Source organism: Streptomyces sp. NPDC006335, assembly GCF_040612795.1.
Lineage (GTDB): Bacteria > Actinomycetota > Actinomycetes > Streptomycetales > Streptomycetaceae > Streptomyces.
This window is the reverse complement of the sequence record NZ_JBEXQX010000010.1, coordinates 204,475-223,396: the sequence shown is the minus strand read 5'-3', so window position 1 is coordinate 223,396 and position 18,922 is coordinate 204,475. Positions and strand designations below refer to the sequence as shown.

General features: G+C 71.3%; 17 protein-coding genes, 1 tRNA gene and 2 pseudogenes. 10 read left to right on the top strand and 10 right to left on the bottom strand.

All coding sequences use genetic code 11. The features are described from left to right. Nucleotides 1-108 precede the first annotated feature (108 nt). A complete protein-coding gene (gene mgtA / locus ABZ098_RS27160) occupies nt 109-2,661 on the top strand; it encodes a magnesium-translocating P-type ATPase (protein ID WP_356595620.1) in 2,553 nt (850 codons plus the stop codon). Between the two features lie 22 nt (nt 2,662-2,683). Here the strand turns inward: mgtA and ABZ098_RS27155 are convergent, their stop codons facing one another. Both ABZ098_RS27155 and ABZ098_RS27150 read right to left on the bottom strand, forming a co-directional pair. Next, a complete protein-coding gene (locus tag ABZ098_RS27155; RefSeq protein ID WP_356595618.1) occupies nt 2,684-2,914 on the bottom strand; it encodes a hypothetical protein in 231 nt (76 codons plus the stop codon). 503 nt (nt 2,915-3,417) lie between these two features. After that, nucleotides 3,418-4,302, bottom strand: a pseudogene (locus ABZ098_RS27150) (DMT family transporter); the annotation flags it as partial. 93 nt (nt 4,303-4,395) lie between these two features. Between ABZ098_RS27150 and ABZ098_RS27145 the strand changes: the two are divergent. Further along, nucleotides 4,396-5,289, top strand: a complete 894-nt coding sequence (locus ABZ098_RS27145) for a LysR family transcriptional regulator (protein ID WP_356595378.1) — start codon at nt 4,396-4,398, stop codon at nt 5,287-5,289. 56 nt (nt 5,290-5,345) lie between these two features. Here ABZ098_RS27145 and ABZ098_RS27140 read toward each other — a convergent pair whose 3' ends face one another. Beyond that, nucleotides 5,346-5,630, bottom strand: a complete 285-nt coding sequence (locus ABZ098_RS27140; protein WP_356595376.1) for a hypothetical protein — start codon at nt 5,628-5,630, stop codon at nt 5,346-5,348. 64 nt (nt 5,631-5,694) lie between these two features. Between ABZ098_RS27140 and ABZ098_RS27135 the strand changes: the two are divergent. Next, nucleotides 5,695-5,894, top strand: a pseudogene (locus ABZ098_RS27135) (type II toxin-antitoxin system VapB family antitoxin). After that, the gene (locus ABZ098_RS27130) at nt 5,891-6,274 is read left to right on the top strand and encodes a PIN domain-containing protein (RefSeq protein ID WP_356595374.1); all 384 of its coding nucleotides are present in this window, start codon (nt 5,891-5,893) and stop codon (nt 6,272-6,274) included. Before ABZ098_RS27135 ends, ABZ098_RS27130 begins: the two are co-directional and overlap by 4 nt. Nucleotides 6,275-6,752: 478 nt before the next feature. On the opposite strand, the gene ABZ098_RS27125 is transcribed toward ABZ098_RS27130, so the two are convergent. The 3 genes from ABZ098_RS27125 to ABZ098_RS27115 all read right to left on the bottom strand — a co-directional run bounded on the left by ABZ098_RS27125 (nt 6,753) and on the right by ABZ098_RS27115 (nt 8,637). Continuing rightward, nucleotides 6,753-6,826 (bottom strand) — tRNA-Pro (locus ABZ098_RS27125). Between the two features lie 34 nt (nt 6,827-6,860). After that, nucleotides 6,861-7,646 carry a Pr6Pr family membrane protein gene (locus ABZ098_RS27120; protein WP_356595372.1) on the bottom strand — a complete coding sequence of 262 codons (786 nt, stop codon included), beginning with the start codon at nt 7,644-7,646 and terminating at the stop codon, nt 6,861-6,863. Nucleotides 7,647-7,710: 64 nt separating this feature from the next. Then, nucleotides 7,711-8,637: a metallophosphoesterase gene (locus tag ABZ098_RS27115; protein ID WP_356595370.1), complete on the bottom strand. Its 927-nt coding sequence runs from the start codon at nt 8,635-8,637 to the stop codon at nt 7,711-7,713. Between the two features lie 156 nt (nt 8,638-8,793). On the opposite strand from ABZ098_RS27115, the gene ABZ098_RS27110 reads away from it, so the two are divergent. Continuing rightward, a complete protein-coding gene (locus ABZ098_RS27110; RefSeq protein ID WP_356595368.1) occupies nt 8,794-9,258 on the top strand; it encodes a GatB/YqeY domain-containing protein in 465 nt (154 codons plus the stop codon). Between the two features lie 162 nt (nt 9,259-9,420). Here ABZ098_RS27110 and ABZ098_RS27105 read toward each other — a convergent pair whose 3' ends face one another. Further along, nucleotides 9,421-11,709: a transglycosylase domain-containing protein gene (locus ABZ098_RS27105; protein ID WP_356595366.1), complete on the bottom strand. Its 2,289-nt coding sequence runs from the start codon at nt 11,707-11,709 to the stop codon at nt 9,421-9,423. Between the two features lie 508 nt (nt 11,710-12,217). Between ABZ098_RS27105 and wblA the strand changes: the two genes are divergently transcribed. Continuing rightward, nucleotides 12,218-12,556, top strand: coding sequence for a transcriptional regulator WblA (wblA, locus tag ABZ098_RS27100; RefSeq protein WP_030324083.1), 339 nt, complete (start codon nt 12,218-12,220; stop codon nt 12,554-12,556). A gap of 65 nt (nt 12,557-12,621) precedes the next feature. Here the strand turns inward: wblA and ABZ098_RS27095 are convergent, their stop codons facing one another. Further along, nucleotides 12,622-14,064: an ArsA family ATPase gene (locus ABZ098_RS27095; protein WP_356595364.1), complete on the bottom strand. Its 1,443-nt coding sequence runs from the start codon at nt 14,062-14,064 to the stop codon at nt 12,622-12,624. Then, nucleotides 14,061-15,038 carry an ArsA-related P-loop ATPase gene (locus ABZ098_RS27090; protein WP_356595362.1) on the bottom strand — a complete coding sequence of 326 codons (978 nt, stop codon included), beginning with the start codon at nt 15,036-15,038 and terminating at the stop codon, nt 14,061-14,063. The genes ABZ098_RS27095 and ABZ098_RS27090 overlap by 4 nt, the downstream gene beginning before the upstream one ends. A gap of 117 nt (nt 15,039-15,155) precedes the next feature. On the opposite strand from ABZ098_RS27090, the gene ABZ098_RS27085 reads away from it, so the two are divergent. From ABZ098_RS27085 to ABZ098_RS27070, 4 genes are all read left to right on the top strand, one after another. Further along, nucleotides 15,156-15,320, top strand: a complete 165-nt coding sequence (locus ABZ098_RS27085) for a DUF4177 domain-containing protein (protein WP_007383662.1) — start codon at nt 15,156-15,158, stop codon at nt 15,318-15,320. Continuing rightward, on the top strand, nt 15,317-15,787 hold the full coding sequence (locus tag ABZ098_RS27080) for a RidA family protein (protein WP_356595360.1): 471 nt from the start codon (nt 15,317-15,319) through the stop codon (nt 15,785-15,787). The genes ABZ098_RS27085 and ABZ098_RS27080 overlap by 4 nt, the downstream gene beginning before the upstream one ends. Nucleotides 15,788-16,220: 433 nt before the next feature. Beyond that, a complete protein-coding gene (locus ABZ098_RS27075) occupies nt 16,221-17,090 on the top strand; it encodes an NUDIX hydrolase (protein WP_356595358.1) in 870 nt (289 codons plus the stop codon). Next, nucleotides 17,087-17,917, top strand: coding sequence for an MBL fold metallo-hydrolase (locus tag ABZ098_RS27070; protein WP_356595356.1), 831 nt, complete (start codon nt 17,087-17,089; stop codon nt 17,915-17,917). Before ABZ098_RS27075 ends, ABZ098_RS27070 begins: the two co-directional genes overlap by 4 nt. Here the strand turns inward: ABZ098_RS27070 and ABZ098_RS27065 are convergent. Continuing rightward, a complete protein-coding gene (locus ABZ098_RS27065; protein WP_356595354.1) occupies nt 17,910-18,734 on the bottom strand; it encodes a nucleotidyltransferase domain-containing protein in 825 nt (274 codons plus the stop codon). The genes ABZ098_RS27070 and ABZ098_RS27065 overlap by 8 nt on opposite strands. Nucleotides 18,735-18,922: the final 188 nt, after the last annotated feature.

Here is an 18,922-nt window from a genome sequence, read left to right as displayed (position 1 = left end):
GGTCCCGTCGGCCCTTCCTCGCCCGTGTCCGAGGTCCCCGCCGGTTCCGACGATGCTGCCGCGTCCTCGGCCCCGCCCGTCCCTCCGGTCCTGCGGGTTCTTCCGTCCGTGGGCGGCGGTGACGGGCGGGGCGGTGGTTCCGGGACCGGACCGGCCGGGCCGGAGGCGAGCCTCCTCGAGGTGTTCCGGCGGCTCGGGACCGGGCCCCGGGGGCTGACCGAGGAGCAGGCCGAGGAGCGGCTGGCGCGGTTCGGTGAGAACGCGATGCCGGACGCCCGGGACCCCTCCTGGCCCCGCCTGTTCGCGCGGAGCCTGCGTGACCCCTTCACCGCGGTGCTGCTCTGCCTGGGACTGGTGTCGGCCGCCGTCCTCGCCTGGGGCACCGCCTCGGTGATCCTCCTGCTCGTCGTCGTGAGCTGCGTCCTGCGCGCCTCCGGCGAACACCGCGCGGGCCGCTCCACGGCAGGACTGCGCCGCCTGGTGGCGACCACCGTCACGGTCCAGCGCCGGGCCGGGGAGGAGTCGGCCCCGGCAAGCCGTGAGATCCCGGTGGAGGAACTCGTCCTCGGCGACGTCGTACGGCTCGGCCCCGGCGACCTGGTCCCCGCGGACGTACGACTGCTGCGGTCGAGCGGGCTCACCGTCCACCAGGCCGCCCTCACCGGAGAGTCCGCACCGGTGGAGAAGTCCGCGGCCGAGGACCCGGGGGACGGCGGTGGCCTCCAGGACCCCCGGCACTGCTTCCAGGGCAGCAGTGTCGCCTCCGGCAGTGCCACCGCCGTGGTCACCGCGACCGGCGCCGACACGCGTTTCGCCGCCGCCCACCGCCGTACCGGAAAACCCCCGGCGACCGCCTTCGAACGCTCCGTCCAGGGTGTCTCCTGGATCCTGATCCGGTTCGCGCTGCTGACCCCGCCCCTGGTGCTCATGGCCAACGCGGCCCTGCGCGGCCGCGGTCTGGAGACCCTGCCCTTCGCCGTCGCGGTGGCGGTCGGGCTGACCCCCGAGATGCTGCCGGTCCTCGTCACCACCTGCCTGGCCCGCGGCGCCGCCCTGCTGGCCCGTACCCATGGCGTCATCGTGCGACGGCTCCCCGCCCTGCACGACATCGGCGCCATGGACGTCCTGTGCGTGGACAAGACCGGCACCCTCACCCAGGACCGCCCGGTCGTCCACCGCGCACTCGACGCGGAGGGGCGCGACGACCCCGAGGTGGCGCGCCTCGCGGCCACCGCCGCCTGGTGGTCGCTCCAGCTCGCCGACCTCCCGACCCCCGACGCCCTGGACGAGGCCCTGCTCGCCGCCGCCGACGTGGACGCCCTCATGGCGTACGACGGCGTCACGGCCCTCCCCTTCGACCCGGCCCGCCGCCTCGCCACCGTGGTCGTCCGCACCCCCGGCCGCCTCGGCACGCACACGCTGATCACCAAGGGGGCCGTGGAGGCCGTACTGCGATGCTGTTCGCTGTCCGACGGCGAGCGTTCCCGCCTGCGCGACCTGGCCGACGCGCAGGCCGCGGACGGGCTGCGGGTCCTCGCGGTCGCCGGCGCCGAGATCCCGGCCGGAGACCGCCCCCGCGAACGCGGCCTCACCTTCCGCGGCCTGGTCACCCTCCGGGACGACCTCGCCCCCACCGCCGCCGAGGCCCTCGCCGGACTCGCCGGGCGGGGAGTCACCGTCAAGATCCTCACCGGCGACCACCCGGGCACCGCGGTCCGGGTCTGCCGTGATCTCGGGGTCCCGGTGGCCGGGGTCGTCACCGCCGACCGCCTCGACACCCTCACCGACGCCGAACTCACCGAACTGGCCCGCCGTACGACCGTCTTCGCCCGCTGTGCCCCCGAGCACAAGACCCGCGTCACCCGGGCCCTCCAGTCCGGCGGCCACACGGTCGGCTTCCTCGGCGACGGCGTCAACGACCTGCCCGCCCTGCGCACCGCCGACGTGGGCATCGCCCCTCGCGACGCGGCCGGGGTGACCAGGGAGAACGCGGACCTCGTCCTCGGCGGGAAGGACCTCACCGCGATCGACCACGCGGTCGCCGCCGGCCGTCACGCGGGCGGCAACATCGCCACGTATCTGCGCGTCACGCTCTCCTCCAACCTCGGCAACGTGATCGCGATGCTCTCCGCGGGTCTCCTGCTGCCCTTCCTGCCGATGCTCCCGGCCCAGGTCCTCGTCCAGAACCTGTGCTTCGACGCGGCCCAACTGGCCTTCGCCCACGACCGTCCCGCCCCGTCCGCCCTGCGCGGGCCGAGCGTCCTGGACCCCCGGGCGCTGCTCCGGTTCATCGTCGGCTTCGGCGCCCTGAACGCCGTGGCGGACCTGGCGACCTTCGGTGTCCTGGCTTTCGCCCTGCGGGGCCCGGGCGACGACGAGGCGCTGTTCCACTCGGGCTGGTTCACGGAGAACCTGCTGACCCAGGCCGTGGTGATGGTGCTGCTGTCCCTGGGCCCGCCGGGCCGGAACGGGAGGCGGCCGGGCCCGGTGACCTGGTCCGCCGCCGCACTGGCCGCGACCGGTCTGCTCCTGCCCATGTCACCGCCCGGCGCGGCCCTGGACCTGAGCGCACTGCCCGGCGTGTACTACGGACTGCTCGCCGCCGTCCTCGCCCTGTACGCCGTGGGCCTGCTGGCGGCGAGACGCCGTACGGGTGGCTGACCGGACCCGGAGACCGGCCGGCTCAGGGGCAGGCGATGTCGAAGCCGTACCGCAGGGGTTCGTCCGTCACGCCGTGGTCGAGCCGGTAGACGTAGACACCCTCCACCCGCACCCCGGACGGCGCGCCCTCCGTGCGGCAGGGGTACGACACCTGCACGACCCGGGGCCGGTCGGCGACCTTGACCCGCATCCCGTGGGCCGGTCCGCCGTCGAGGACGGCGACTTCCCACCCGGTCACGTCGGCCGTCTCCACTGTCTCCGCTGCGTCCACGGCGACAGTTTAGAGCTTGCGCAATCGTCCGGGGACAGATGTCCGATGCGCGGATGCACGGTGACCACCCCGGCAGGGAAGCGCCGGCGGACGTGCGGTCCGGGCGGACCGTGACGGCGAGGGCGTCTCACGCGGTGGGCGGACCGGAGCCGGCGCTCCCCGGAGAGCACCGAAGGTCATCGGGCGGTCCCCAGTGCGGGGTGGCGGGTGGAGGGGACGTCGGCGGGCTCGCCCTCGGCGTGCTTCGCGGGCGCGTCCTTCGCGGGCGCGTCCTTCGGGGGCGCGTCTGCCTCCTGGGCTTGGGCGTCTTCCGCGGGCGCCTCCTTTGTGTGCGGCCCCTTTGTGTGCGGCCCCTTTGTGTGTGCCTCCTCTGTGTGCGGCCCCTCTGTGTGCGCCTCCTCCGCGTGCGCTTCCTCTGTGGGCGTCGATGAGTCCGCGACCCTCTCCTCACCGGTCCGGACCGGCGCGGACGCCGCGTCCTTGCGCCGGGTCATCCCGACCCCCACCAGGACCACGGCCATGCCCAGCCCGACCCGGACGCTCAGGCCCTCGCCCAGGACGAGCGCGCCGAGGAGCACCGAGACCACGGGCAGCAGGTAGCCGACCACGGCGGCGTTGGTGGCGCCCTCGTCGTTGATGATCCGGTAGGTGAGGTGGAAGGTGATCGCGGTGCAGAAGACGCTGAGGACCAGGGCCGCGACCACCACGGCCGGGCCGGGATCGATCGACTCCAGCCCGCCGACCGGCAGCGCGACGGCGGTCAGCCCGCTCGCGGCGACGAGCTGGGCGGCGGAGAGCGAGATGGTGGGGGTGCCCCGGCGCACCAGGGTGCGGCCCATGTAGGTGAAGGCGACGGCGTAGCTGGCGGCCGCGCCGAGGATGGCGAGCGCTCCCCAGCCGGTGGCCCCGGCCGACTGCCAGGGGGCGAGGATGAGGACCGTGCCGGCGAATCCGAGCAGCAGGCCGGTCAGGCGGACCGGACGCAGGCCGCGTTCCGAGCCGAGGGCCAGGCCGAGGGCGATCGACCACAGCGGGGTCGTGGCGTTCAGGACGCCCGCGAGGCCGGAGTCGACGGTCTGCTGGCCCAGGCTGAACAGGGCGAAGGGCAGCGCGTTGCAGAAGAAGGCCGCGACGACGATGTGCCGCCAGAGGGTGCGGCCACGGGGCAGGCGCCGGCCCGACGCGTAGCAGGCGACGGTGAGGACGAGCGCGCCGAGGAGGCAGCGGACGAACGTGACCTGGAGCGGGGACAGGCCGCGCAGCGCCAGTTCGATCCAGAGGAAGGTCGAGCCCCACAGCAGGGCGAGCACGGCCACCCGTACGCCGCCCCGCAGACTCCGTGTCCCACCGTTCACGATGCTTTCCTCCATCCGGCCGACGTCCCGTTCCCGTTCCTCGACGATGTCCCAGCCGACCTATGAGTACAAGCAAACGTTTCTACCGAGTACGTTAAGCTGTGCTACATGCTTGACGTGAGGCGCCTCCAGGTTCTGCGGGCGGTGGTCACCAGCGGGACGGTCACCGCCGCCGCGGCCCACCTCGGCTACACGCCGTCCGCCGTCAGCCAGCAGGTGGCGGCGCTGGAGAAGCAGGCCGGCACCGCGCTGCTCGAACGGGTCGGGCGGGGAGTGCGGCCCACTCCCGCCGGCCTGCTGCTCACCGAGCACGCGGCCCTGATCAGTTCGGCGGTCGCCCAGGCGGAGACCGCCCTCGCCGACCTCCGCGCCGGACGCATCGGCACCCTGTCGGTCCGCTACTTCGCCACAGCGGGCTCCACGCTGGTGGCCCCGGCTCTCGCCCGGCTCCGCGCCGACCACCCAGGCGTCCGGGTCGACCTCGAACTCGCCGACCCCGAGGACCCGTTCCAGGAGGTGGCCCGGGGCCGGGCCGACCTGGCCGTGGTCGTACAGGCGCGGGGTCGGGCAGGGGACGGCTTCCGCCTGGTCCACCTGCTCGACGACCCGTACGACGCCGTCCTGCCGCTGGGGCATCCGCTCGCGGACCGGGAGGTCATCGACCTGCACGAGCTGTCCGGGGAGCAGTGGGTCGGCAGCGAACCGCCCGGCCCCTGCCTGGAACCGGTGATCGACTCCTGTGCGGCGGCCGGCTTCACCCCCGACTTCGTCATCCGCAGCGAGGACTACGCCACCGCGCAGGGCTTCGTCGCGGCCGGCCTCGGCGTCGGCCTGATGCCGAGACTGGGCCTGCGCAGCCGCCACCCCGGCGTCGTCGTACGCCCGGTCCGCAACCCCGAACCCGTCCGGGTGATCGCGGCGGTGGTCCGAGAGACCGCCCTCGACCAGCCCGCCCTCCGCAGCCTCCTGACAGCTCTCCGGGACGCGGCAGCCACCGACTGATCGGGCGTTGGGGCCGGGACACGGTGGGTGCGGTGCTCGGTCCGGTGCGGCCGGGGCTACAGTCCGCGCAGCGCCTCGTACAGGTCGCCGTAAGCACTCCAGCAGTCGACACTGCCGTCGTCGTTCAGAGTGCCCATGTACCAGTCCTCGTCGCTGACCGGCTTCACCAGACACAGCCCATGGAACCCCAAGACGATCTCGGGGTGAAGCCGTTCGTCTTCCCCCGGCCGGCCCACCCACGTCACGACGCGATCGGCGTCGAGAGCCACAGCCTCCTTGTCGCCGGAGACCTCGCGGATCTCCTCCAGAGTCCACCCTGCCGGTAGCCGCCCGTCCGCCATCCCATGATGATGACAGCCCCGCCGCAGCCGTCGAGGTCTCGGAGCCCCCGCTGACACCGAGCGCGTGGGAGCCGCAGCGAAGGAACTGGGCACTTCCACGAAGCGGGACACCATCAACACCGCCCTACGTGAGATCGTCGCCCGCAACCGCCGCTTGCGTGCCCTGCATGAGCTGCATGAGCTGCAGGATCTCGCGGATGAAGGCGCCCTCGACGCCGAATCCTCCTGGACAAGCGCAACTACCGAGCTGGTTCCGCCCGGTGAGCGTTGCCGACTACCTCATCGATACGTCGGCCCTGGCTCGCGTTCTGCTGCGTCAGACAACGGAAGAGTGGGAGCAGAGGATGGCCGCCGGTCTGATCGCCCTGTGCGACCTCACCGAACTGGAAGTCCTCTACTCCGTACGTTCCGCGAAAGACCGCGAGGCCATCCAGGAACGGCTGAACCAGTTCACCTGGTGCCCCATGCCCGACGGCATCCACCGGCGCGCCCGCGTCGTCCAGCACGAGCTCACCTCCAAGGGCGAGCACCGCAGCGCCGGAGCCGTCGACCTCCTCGTGGCCGCAGCCGCGGAAGAAGCAGGACTCGTGCTGCTGCACCACGACCGCGACTTCGAGACCATCGCACGCACCACCGTCAAGTAGCCGATCAGCTCCCCGATCCACCGCCATACCGATGGCCGTACCCTCCAGGCTCTTCACCGGCTACTGGTATCGCCGAGTGCCCCATTCTGCGACGGGCCTCTGCCTGCAGCGCACCGACCGGGAACGCCGCTTCGGCGGTACCGGTCCGGGGATGACGTCGAGCTCCAAATGCTCCTCGAACAGGTGCTCAGATCGGCGCCGGCACTGTGTGCCCCCAGCTCAGTCCATGATCGCCCGTTCGCAACCTTGCGGGTACTTGCCGAACGCGTCCCCTGCCATGAACTACCCCGGCCGCCCTGCCTTGACGCAGCCCGTCCATCACAGGCGGAGACTTGGCCTGCCGGACGGTTGATAAGGGCGATCTCGCGGACGGTTCCTTGGAAGCCAGGTTCGAGTCGGCGCCCCAATATGGCCTCACAAACCACTCAGGGACCCGACCCGCTAAGCGGATCAGGCCCCTGATCTGGATTTACAGCTGTCGGGGTGGCGGGATTTGAACCCACGACCTCTTCGTCCCGAACGAAGCGCGCTGCCAAGCTGCGCTACACCCCGATCGTCGCTGCTCGTCGCGGCGACGTCGTTTACTTTAGCCCACCGGTGGCTGGAGACGAAATCCGGTTTTGGTGCGGTGGCGGATGGGGTTCGGGCGGGCGTGGTCGAGGGCGACGAGGAGGATCGCGAGGGCGTAGAAGGAGAGGCCGAGGAGGAGGGCGTTGCCGAGGACGTTCTTGTAGCCGTGCAGGTCCACGTCCAGGAAGGGGTAGAGGTAGCGGCCGGACGTGCCCGGAGGGATCAGTTCGCCTCGGGTGAAGGAGAACAGGAGGTACGCCAGGGGGTACAGCAGCCAGGTCGCCGCCTGGCGCAGGTGCAGGCGGCCGGGGGGCGTGAGCAGGAGCCAGTCCGCCAGCGCCGCCGCCGGGATCGCCGTGTGCATGAGGTGGGCGGTCACCGCGTGCCAGCCGGTCGGGTTCGCCGACGCGCCCGTGAGGACGAAGGGGCTCGCCGCGTTCGCCAGCAGCACGTGGTGCACCAGGGCCGTGATGGTGACGTAGAGGAGGGCCGCGCCCGTCACGGCGGACGGCAGCGGGCGGCGGGCGGTCCATGCCCTGCGGGCCGACAGCAGCAGCACCAGGGCCAGCAGGATCGTGCTCTGGACCGAGAAGTAGCTCAGGGTGCGGATCGCGCTGCTCAGGAGCAGTTCGACGGTCACGGCTCCCGCGGCCACCAGTGCCACCAGCACGCGGTAGGCGGCGGCCAGGGGGTGGCGTACGGGAGCCACCACCGCCGAGGCGGGGACGGTCGAGGGCAGGAACGCGGGCATGCCCGGGAGGGCGGGGAGGTCCGGGAGGTCCCTCGGTATCGGCGCGGTCATGCCCTCACGTTAGGCAAACCCGGCAAAAGGGGCGATGCGGGCGAGCTGTCCGGGTTAACGCTTCCTACTCCCGGCCCACCAGCGTCAGCAACGTCACCTCCGGCGGGCACGCGAACCGCACCGGTGTGTAACGGTTCGTGCCGCAGCCCGCCGACACGTGCAGATACGACGTCCTGCCCTCCGCCGTGTGCCGGGACAGGCCCTTCACGCGGTCGGTGTCCAGATCGCAGTTGGTGACGAAGGCGCCGTAGAAGGGCAGGCAGAGCTGGCCGCCATGGGTGTGGCCGGCGAGGATCAGCGGGTAGTCGTCGGCCGTGAAGGCGTCCAGGGCGCGCAGGTAAGGGGCGTGTACGACGCCCATGGCGAAGTCGGCCGCGCCGGACGGGCCGCCGGCCACCTCGGCGTAGCGGTCCCGCTTGATGTGCGGGTCGTCCAGGCCGGTCAGCTCGACCGACACGCCCTCGATCTTGAGCATGCCCCGCGTGTTCGTGAGGTTCTGCCAGCCGGCCGCGTCGAAGCCCTCCCGCAGGTTCTCCCACGGGTTGTGGACGACTCCGACGGCGGGGGCGTTGCCGTTCAGGCCGTGGCGGCCCTGGGCCTTCTCGTACAGGTACCGGGCGGGGTTACGGAACTTGGGGCCGTAGTAGTCGTTGGAGCCGAAGACGTAGGCGCCCGGGAACTCCATCAGCGGGCCCAGCGCGTCCAGTACCTCCGGCACGCCCTCCGGGTCCGAGAGGTTGTCGCCCGTGTTGATCACGAAGTCCGGGCGCAGGCCCGCGAGCGAGCGCAGCCATCGCTGCTTCTTGCGCTGGCCGCCGACCATGTGGATGTCGGAGACCTGGAGCACCCGCAGGGGGCGCATGCCGGACGGCAGGACGGGGACCGTCACTCGTCGCAGCCGGAAGGAACGGGCTTCGAAACCCGCCGAGTAGACGAGGCCGGCGGCGCCAACCGCCGCGATTCCCAAGGGAACTCCGTATCGCGCGCGCATGCCTCCATCGTGTCAGATCACGAGCGCCTCCTTGACCGGGCGCCCGCCGCCACCGTGATGCCGGGGCCCCGCCCACCCGCGGGGCCACCCCTCCCACGAGGCCCCCCGCACAAATACGCGGGCACCCGTCCCCCCACACCTGCGACAATCACCCGCATGACCACGCTCAAGTCGAAGCTGCAGGAAGACCTCAACGCCGCGATCAAGGGGCGTGACGAGCTGCGCTCCTCGACGCTCCGGATGACGCTCGCCGCGATCACCAACGAGGAGGTCGCGGGCAAGGAGAAGCGGGAGCTCTCCGACGCCGAGGTGCTCAAGGTGATCGCCAAGGAGGCGAAGAAGCGCCGTGAGGCCGCGGACGCCTTCGCCCAGGGTGGTCGTGCCGAGTCCGCCGAGCGGGAGAAGGCGGAGGGCGAGGTCCTCGCCGAGTACCTGCCCAAGCAGCTCAGCGACGAGGAGCTGAACGACATCGTCGCCCAGGCCGTCGAGGAGGCGAAGGCGGCCGGCGCCGAGGGGCCGCGGGCCATGGGTGCCGTCATGAAGATCGTGAACCCGAAGGTGGCCGGCCTGGCCGAGGGCGGCCGCGTCGCCGCCACGGTGAAGAAGCTCCTGGCCGGCTGAGCCCAGCACCTGTCACCACCGGCTGAGTACAGCACGCGCCGGTCACCGGCTGACCACAGCACCTGCCAGTCGTACGAGAGCCCGGCCCCGCGCACATAGCGGGACCGGGCTCTCATCCTTACGGGCCTCCAGGCCTCCAGGCCTCCAGGCCGCCTCCGGGCGTCAGCCGCGCCCGCCCCCGCCCCCGTTGCCGTTCCCGTTTCCGTTGGTCGTGCCCTGGATGAAGTTCTCCGGGATCGAGAAGCTCGGCGTCGGGAAGGTGGTGTTGCCGTCGTCACCACCGTCGTTGCCACCGTTGTCGTTCCCACCGTTGTCGTTCCCGCCGGTGTCCCCGTTGTCGTTGTCGTCGTCACCGTCGGCGGGGGGTTCGCTCTTCGGCATGTCCGGGATGTGCACGAGGTTGAAGCTCGGGGCGTCCTTGCCCTCCAGCGCGCCGCTCATCATGTCCCGCCAGATGGGGCCGGGGACCTTGCCGCCGAACACCTTCTGGTTGTAGACGCCGCCGATGGTGATGTTCTTCATCTGGCGCTTGTGAGCGGGGTCGCCGACCCACACCGCGCCGGACATGTTCGGCGTGTACCCGACGAACCAGGCCGCGTAGCGCTCGTCGGTCGTACCGGTCTTGCCGGCGCTGGCACGGCCACCGCCGAGGCCCGCCTCCGAACCCGTGCCGTCCTCGACCACGCCCTTGAGGAGCGTGTTGATCGTGTCGGCGGTGTTCTCCGACATCGCCCGTGAGCAGGTCGACTTCGGGATCCGCAGGGACTTCGACTTCTCGCCGACCCGCTGGGTGATGGACTCGATGGCGACCGGGGTGCAGTACATCCCGCGCGAGGCGAAGGTCGCGTACGCGTTCGCCATGGTCAGCGGGGACATCTCCTGGGTGCCCAGGGCGATCGACGGCGCCTGCTGGATCTTGCGGCCGTCGGCGCGCTGGACGCCCATCTTCGCGGCCATCTCCGTCACCGGGCAGATGCCGATGTCGCTGATCAACGACACGTAGTAGGTGTTGACCGACTTGGCGGTCGCCGTCTTCATGTCGTACGGGCCGACCTCGGAGGTGTTCTCGTTGGTGACCGGGACGCCCTTCTCGTTCCAGACGCCGCCGTTGCACTGCTGGACCGGGGCCGGGTAGTCCATCTTGTACGGCGAGGGGTAGATCTTGGTCGCCGGCATACCGCCCTCTATGGCGGCCGCGGCCACGATCGGCTTGAACGTCGAACCGGGCTGGTAGCCCGCGCCGCCGCCCATGTCCGCGTTGACCGAGAGGTTGAGCGTCGTCTCGTTCTTCTTGTTGTTGATGCCGTACGGCCGTGACTGGCCCATCGCCAGGATCTTGCCGGTGCCGGGCTGGACGATGGTCGCGGCCGTGGCCACGTCGTCGTCCTGGTAGACGTGCTCCTTGATGGACCTCTGCACCGACCTCTGGGCCTGCGGGTCCATGGTGGTGCGGATCGTCAGACCGCCCTGGTTCCAGACCTTGGCCCGGGCCTCCTTGGTCTTGCCGAAGACCGGGTCGGTCAGGAAGACCTCACGGACGTAGTCGCAGAAGAAGCCGGCGCCCTTGACCGCGGTGATGCAGCCGTTCTTCGGCTTGCTGACCTTGAGGCCCAGCGGCTGCTCCTTGGCCTTGTCGGCCTCCGCCTGCGAGACGTCACCGACCTCCGCCATGCGCTGGAGCACGGTGTTGCGCCGCTTGGTCGCCTCGGCCTCGTCGTTGACCGGGTCGTAGCGGCTCGGGGACTGGACGATGCCCGCGAGCAGCGCCGACTGCTCCAGGTCGAGGTCCTTGGCGTGCTTGGAGAAGTAGCGCTGGGCGGCGGCCTCGACGCCGTACGCCTGCTGGCCGAAGAAGGTGATGTTCAGGTAGTTCTCGAGGATCTTCTTCTTGCCGAGTTCCTCTTCGAGCTGGATCGCGTACTTCAGCTCGCGGATCTTGCGGCCGATGGTCTGCTGGGTGGCCTCGGCGACCTTCGTGGGGTCGTCACCGGCCTCCTCCACCGCGACGTTCTTCACGAGCTGCTGCGTCAGCGTGGAGGCGCCCTGGGCGACCCCGCCGCTCTGGGCGTTCTTGTTGAGCGCGCGCAGGACGCCCTTCAGGTCGACCGCGCCGTGCTGGTAGAAGCGCGAGTCCTCGATCGCGACGATCGCGTTCTGCATGTACGGCGAGATGTCCTTGAGGTCCACCACCGTGCGGTCGCGTGAGTAGACCGTGGCGATGGTGCCGCCCGCGGCGTCGAGGATCGTGGTGCGCTGGCTCAGCGGCGGGGTCTTCAGGTTGGCCGGGAGCTCGTCGAAACTCTCCACCGACCCCTTGGCCGCGAGCCCCAGCGCGCCGGCCGCGGGCAGCGCGATGCCTGCCATCACCGCTCCCGCGAGGACACTGACTCCGAGGAACTTGGCGGCCTGCTGCGTGGGCGACAGACCGCCACCCGAGCGCTTCTTCGACATAGGGGGCAGCCTAATCCGTCCTCATGAGCGTTCAGAGGGAGCCCGTGTCACGGCATGGCGACGGAAGCGGGCACGGCCGCGTCGGAGCGGGCATGGCGACAGCAGCGCCCTACCTTCTCATTCGCCGGACACGCGCACAGGCGTTGGCCTAAGCTGCTCTCAACTGTCACAGCAGTAGGGCCACGTATCAATACGTCCGGCGACCCCGAATCGTTCCGGAAGTTCCCCGACTTTTTTGGTGGGTGCGTGTCCGAATCCGCCTCGTGTGTCATCAGGTGCCCGTTGTGACGCAAGACAAGTGTCCCGGTTTGCCGGGATAGTCATGTATGTCGCGGGCTCACTCCCCCGGGTGATCTGCCGCTTACGCATAGTCCGTTCGGGCCATTCAAGATTGGGCCCGAAGGGGGTGTTGCGCTGTGCCTGCCTTCCGTAACGTCCTCAACTGGCGGCGGTGAATATGCCGCTGCCGCCGTGGGGGAGCCTCGATTCGGGAGAGGACGGCGCCGGTATGGGCTGGGTAGTCGACTGGAGTGCGCAGGCGGCCTGCCGCACTACCGATCCGGATGAACTGTTCGTTCAAGGAGCAGCGCAGAACCGGGCGAAGGCGGTGTGCACCGGATGTCCGGTGCGAACGGAGTGCCTCGCCGACGCGTTGGACAACCGCGTCGAGTTCGGCGTGTGGGGAGGCATGACAGAGCGCGAGCGCCGCGCCCTGCTGCGCCGGCGGCCGACGGTCACGTCGTGGCGCAGGCTGCTGGAGACGGCGCGCGTCGAGTACGAGCGGGGGGTCGGCATCCTGCCCCTCGAGGACGACGAGATCTACGAGAACTACGCGGCGGTGAGCTGAGGGGACACCCCGCGGCCGAGGCGGGGCCGGCTCACGTCGGCCCAGGGCTTGGCCCAGGGCTCGGGTCAGTCCACGGCAGTCTCGGGCAGCTCCGGCCGCCCGGCCGCGAGCCGGTCTCCGATGTCCCGCAGCCCCGCGAGGTCGTGTACGTCCCCGGGCAGCGCGGCCACTTCGGCCACGGCCACCTCGGGGTGGAGCGCGGTGAAGCGGTCACGCGTGCGCTGCTCGCGGGAGAGCAGCTGCATACGGTCGGCATGCAGTCTCAGCAGGCCCGCGGTGAGTTGGTCGACGGACCGGTCAGCCGCGTGGGCGGACCGCTCCTTCTCCGTGCGCTTCGAGCTGGGGTTCTCCGAGTCGGCGGGGGAGCCTTCGTCGGGAGCCGGTGCCCCGGAAGCGGGAGATTCTGAACTGCCGTACGTGTCGGGAGAGTTACGAAGTCCAGCTTTCCCACCCTCCTGATCGACAATGCGGGGCTCTTCAAGATTTTCCGCGGCCTCGGAAGTTTCCGGGGTTTCCAGGTTTTCCGCGGCGGCGAGCGCCCGTTCGGCCGAGAGCCGGTCGGCGCCGCTGCCGTGGACCCGGTTGAGCACCAGGCCGGCGAGGGGCATGTTCTCCGCGGCCAGCCGCTCCACGAAGTACGCGGCCTCGCGCAGCGCGTCCCGCTCCGGGGCCGCGACCACGAGGAACGCCGTCCCTGGCGCCTGGAGCAGCTTGTACGTGGCGTCCGCGCGCGTGCGGAACCCGCCGAAGGTCGTGTCCATCGCGGCCACGAACGTCTGGACGTCCTTGAGGAGTTGCCCACCCAGCAGCTTGCCGAGGGTGCCGGTCATCATCGACATCCCGACGTTCAGGAACTTCATCCCCGCCCGTCCGCCGAGCTTGGCCGGGGCGGTGAGCAGCCGGATGAGCTTTCCGTCGAGGAAGGAGCCGAGCCGCTTCGGCGCGTCCAGGAAGTCGAGGGCGGAGCGCGAGGGGGGCGTGTCGACGACGATCAGGTCCCACTCGTCCCGGGCCCGCAACTGCCCGAGCTTCTCCATCGCCATGTACTCCTGCGTGCCCGCGAAGCCCGCGGAGAGCGACTGGTAGAAGGGGTTGTTCAGGATCGCGGCCGCCCGCTCGGCGTCCGCGTGCGCCTCGACGATCTCGTCGAAGGTGCGCTTCATGTCGAGCATCATCGCGTGCAGCTCGCCGCTCGCGGAGTCGTCGAGGCCCTTGACCCGGCGCGGGACGTTGTCCAGCGAGTCGATGCCCATCGACTGGGCGAGGCGGCGGGCCGGGTCGATGGTGAGGACGACGACCTTGCGGCCCCGCTCGGCGGCGCGCAGGCCGAGGGCCGCCGCGGTCGTGGTCTTGCCGACGCCGCCCGAACCGCAGCACACCACGATCCGGGTCCTCGGGTCGTCGATCAGCGGGTCGAGGTCGAGCACCGGCGCGGGGGAGAGGCGGTGGTGGCGGTCCGGTTGCGGATTCCGGGGAGCTCGGTCGTGACGGTCGGCGTCCGCGCTCATGACATCCCCTGCTTCCGCAGCTCGGCGGCCAGTTCGTACAGCCCTGCCAGGTCCATGCCCTCCGTCAGCAAGGGCAGTTCGTGCAGCGGCAGTCCCAGTTCGCCGAGGACCGCGCGCTGTTCGTGCTCCAGGTCGTACCGCTCGGCGTACTCCTCGGCCTGCCGTATCAGCGGGTCGACCAGCTTCTCGGCGTTGCCCCCGCGGCGGGCGCCGCCGAGACCGGCCGAGGACAGCGCCTTCGCCACCGCTGAACGCTGTGTGCTGCGTACGAGTTCCAGGTCGGTGTCGTCCAACACCTCAGGGCGCACCATGTTCACCACGATCCGGCCCACGGGGAGGTGGGCGGCCCGCAGCTCCGCGATGCCGTCCGCGGTCTCCTGGACGGGCATCTCCTCCAGGAGAGTGACCAGGTGGACGGCCGTCTCCTTGGACTTCAGCACCCGCATCACGGCCTGCGCCTGATTGTGTATCGGGCCGATCTTGGCCAGTCCCGCGACCTCGTCGTTGACGTTCAGGAAGCGGGTGATACGGCCGGTGGGGGGCGCGTCCATCACGACGTAGTCGTAGACGAAGCGGCCGGACTTGTTCTTCCGGCGGACCGCCTCGCACGCCTTGCCCGTCAGGAGGACGTCCCTGAGGCCGGGCGCGATGGTGGTCGCGAAGTCGATCGCGCCGAGCTTCTTGAGGGCTCTGCCCGCTCCGCCGAGTTTGTAGAACATCTGGAGGTAGTCCAGAAGGGCCAGTTCGGGGTCGATGGCCAGTGCGTACACCTCCCCGCCCCCCGGAGCGACGGCGATCTTCCGCTCATCGTAGGGCAGCGCCTCCGTTTCGAAGAGCTGCGCGATTCCCTGGCGACCCTCCACCTCGACGAGAAGCGTCCGCTTCCCCTCGGTGGCGAGGGCCAGCGCGAGGGCTGCGGCGACCGTCGTCTTTCCGGTCCCGCCCTTGCCGCTGACGACCTGGAGCCTGCTCACGTATTCGAGCGTAACCAGTCGACGGGGAACCTAAGCAGGAGGCTGTGGACAACGCGGGCACCGGCTGTGGGCGCAGCGGCTGAAAGCCCGGGGTGAGCAGCGGCTAAAGTCGGCCGCATGACCAAGAAGTGGGAATACGCGACCGTGCCGCTGCTCGTCCACGCCACGAAGCAGATTCTGGACACCTGGGGCGAGGACGGCTGGGAGCTCGTGCAGGTCGTGCCCGGGCCGAACAACCCCGAGCAGCTCGTGGCGTACCTGAAGCGGGAGAAGGCGGCGTGAGCGGGGCGGTAGAGGCGCGGCTCGCGGAGCTGGGGCTGACGCTGCCGGAGGTCGTGCCGCCGCTGGCCGCCTACCAGCCCGCCGTGCAGTCGGGTGTGTACGTGTACACCTCCGGTCAGCTGCCCATGGTCGACGGCAAGCTTCCGGTCACCGGGAAGGTGGGCGCGGAGGTCACGGCCGAGGAGGCGAAGGCGCTGGCCCGCACGTGTGCGCTGAACGCGCTGGCGGCGGTGAAGTCGGTGGCCGGTGATCTGGACCGGATCGCGCGCGTGGTGAAGGTCGTGGGGTTCGTGGCGTCGGCCTCGGACTTCACGGGGCAGCCGGGTGTGATCAACGGCGCGAGCGAGCTGCTCGGCGAGGTGCTCGGCGAGGCGGGTGTGCACGCGCGCAGTGCGGTGGGCGTGGCTGTGCTGCCGCTGGACGCGCCGGTCGAGGTCGAGGTGCAGGTGGAGTTGGCTGCGTCGTGATGCCTGCGGAGCTTGGGCGGGCGGGGTCGTCGTTTGGCTGCGGGTCGGTGGGGGCGGGCGTTTTGCGCAGTTCCCCGCGCCCCTGATGCCTGCGGCGCAGCTGCGGGCCCGGTGGGGGCTTGTGTAGCGCGTCGGGTGCGGTTTGGGGTCGGGGCCGGGGTGGGGGGTATCCGTCCTCGGTCCGGCGGCTCGGTCCCTTGAGTGGTGCTCTGTCACGGACGCCGGCCGCTGCGGGCGGACACCCCCCACCCCGTCCCCTTCCCGCCGTACGCGGCCAACGGCCCGTCCTGGCGCAGGTGACTGCAACCCCGTAGGGGCGCGGGGAACTGCGCGACCAGCCAGGTCGGACCCGCACCCGCCCGACCACCCGACCCGGCACCCCCACAGGCGACCGCCCCTCGAACATCCGCCCCCCACGAGTTAGCCTCCGCCCATGGCAAACGGGCAGTGGTACCCAGCGGAATGGCCGGACCGTATCCGCGCGCTCGCGGACGGCTCGCTCGTGCCGGCCGTGCCCAGGCGCGCCGCCACCGTGATGCTGCTGAAGGACGGGCCGGCCGGGACGGTCGTGCACATGTTGCGCAGGCGTTCCTCCATGGCGTTCGCCGGCGGGGCGTACGCCTACCCCGGCGGTGGCGTCGACTCCCGTGACGACGAGCACCAGATCCACTGGGCGGGCCCCACGCGCGCGTGGTGGGCGGCCCGGCTCGGGGTGGACGAGACCGCGGCTCAGGCGATCGTCTGCGCGGCCGTGCGGGAGACGTACGAGGAGGCGGGTGTCCTGCTCGCCGGGCCGACGGCCGAGTCGGTGGTCGGTGACACCACGGGCGCCGAGTGGGAGGCGGACCGGGCCGCTCTGGTGGCCCGGGAGCTGTCCTTCGCGGAGTTCCTGGAGCGCCGGGGGCTGGTGCTGCGGTCGGATCTGCTCGGGGCCTGGACACGCTGGATCACACCCGAGTTCGAACCCCGTCGCTACGACACGTGGTTCTTCGTCGCCGCCCTCCCGGAGGGCCAGCGCACCCGCAACGCCTCCACCGAGGCCGACCGTACGGTGTGGATCCGCCCTCAGGACGCGGCGGACGGCTACGACAAGGGCGAGCTGCTGATGATGCCGCCCACCCTCGCCACCCTGCGGCAGCTCACCGCGTACGGCACCGCCGCCGACGCGCTGGCCGCCGCGCCCGAACGCGACCTGACCCCTGTGCTCGCGCAGGCCCGGCTGGTGGACGGCGAGATCGTGCTCTCCTGGCCGGGACACGACGAGTTCACCAAACACATCCCGACCGGTGGAGCCCCCGCATGACCGACGCCGCAGCCCTCCCCGGCCAGCCACGGGGCGGGGTCCTCTCGGGCCCCGCCACCGCGCGAGCCGTCAACGTCCTCGCGCCCAACGCCTCCGCGATGACCCTGGACGGCACCAACACCTGGATCCTGTCGGAGCCGGACTCCGAGCTGGCGGTCGTGGTCGATCCCGGCCCGCTCGACGAGGGGCACCTGCGGGCCGTCGTCGACACCGCCGCGGCCGCGGGCAAGCGCGTCGCGCTCACCCTGCTCACCCACGGGCACCCCGACCACGCCGAGGGCGCCGTCCGGTTCGCCGGGCTCACCGGCACCGAGGTGCGGGCCCTGGACCCGGCGCTGCGGCTGGGGGACGAGGGGCTCGGCGCGGGGGACGTGGTGCTGGTCGGCGGGCTGGAACTGAGGGTGGTCCCGACGCCCGGGCACACCGCCGACTCGCTGTGCTTCCATCTCCCGGCCGACCAGGCCGTCGTGACCGGTGACACCATCCTGGGGCGCGGTACGACCGTCGTGGCCCACCCCGACGGCCGCCTGGGCGACTATCTGGACTCCCTGCGGCGGTTGAGGTCCCTGACGGTCGACGACGGCGTCCACACCGTCCTGCCGGGCCACGGGCCCGTCCTGGAGGACGCCCAGGGTGCCGTCGAGTTCTACCTCGCCCACCGGGCCCACCGGCTCGCCCAGGTCGAGACGGCCGTGGAGGACGGATACCGGACGCCCGAGGCCGTCGTAGAACATGTGTACGCGGACGTCGACCGGTCGCTCTGGCCGGCCGCCGAGCTGTCGGTGCGGGCCCAGCTCGAGTATCTGGAGGAGCACGGGCTCATCTAGGGGTCTTCACGCCGTGCACGCGCGCGTACTCGGCGGCCAGCCAGGGGCCCAGGTCGTCGACGTACGTGCGCAGTACGGCCGGGTCGGCGGTCGGGGTGTGGCCCAAGTCGGCCGCCGCCCGGAGCTGGTCGGCGCGCTCGGGGTAGTACGCGGCGAAGACCTCCGCCATCTCTCCCAGGTCGCTCGTCCAGCCGTTCCAGCGGGGCATGACCAGCGTGAACGCCGTGCGCACCAGGTGCCGGGACATGAAGCGGACCAGGCGGGTGCGGGTCTCCTCCGAGTCCGCCGCCTCGATCTGTTGGCGCCAGCGGGGCAGCAGGACGGCGAGATCGCCGTTGGTCTCGCGGGCCAGGAGGGAGTCGGGGCGGTAGCGGGGGAGGTACTCCGCGAGGTCGTCGCCGAGCAGCGGGGTGCACAGGCAGGCCACGAACCAGCCCATGTCGTGCCGTTCCGGCTCGCTCAGCAGGACGTCACGGCCGTAGAGCAGCGTTCCGACGCCGTCGATCTGCGGGAACTCCTTGTCGAGCGCCTCCCCGAGCTGCCGTACGCCCTCCCGGTCCGCGTCGGTCGGTTCGTCCCGCAGGGCCAGCAGCAGGTCGAGGTCGCTGCGACCCACGCGCGCGGTGCCGCGCGGAACCGAGCCGTAGAGGTACGCGCTGTGCAGCCTCGGCCCGAACAGATCAAGCACCCGGTCGCGGGCGGCGGCGACGACCGGGCGGAACGGCTGCGGGATCCGCCCGAGCGAGCCCTCGCGCTCGATGTAGCCCTGGGCGTCGAGTCCCTTGGGGGCGATGGGGGGAACTGTTTCGGCGGCCATGGGATCACTGTGCCCGGGGGCGAGCCCCTGGACAGCTCATTTACGGCCCTGGACGGCCCGTGTGGGGCCGAACGTGGTCCCGGTCGGGGACGTGACGTGCGGGAGCGCGCGGGGGCGTGAGGCGCTGGGGGAGCGGCAGCGGTGGCGATCACGTGCGGTCGCCGGGCGCGGCGTCCACCCGGCAGGCG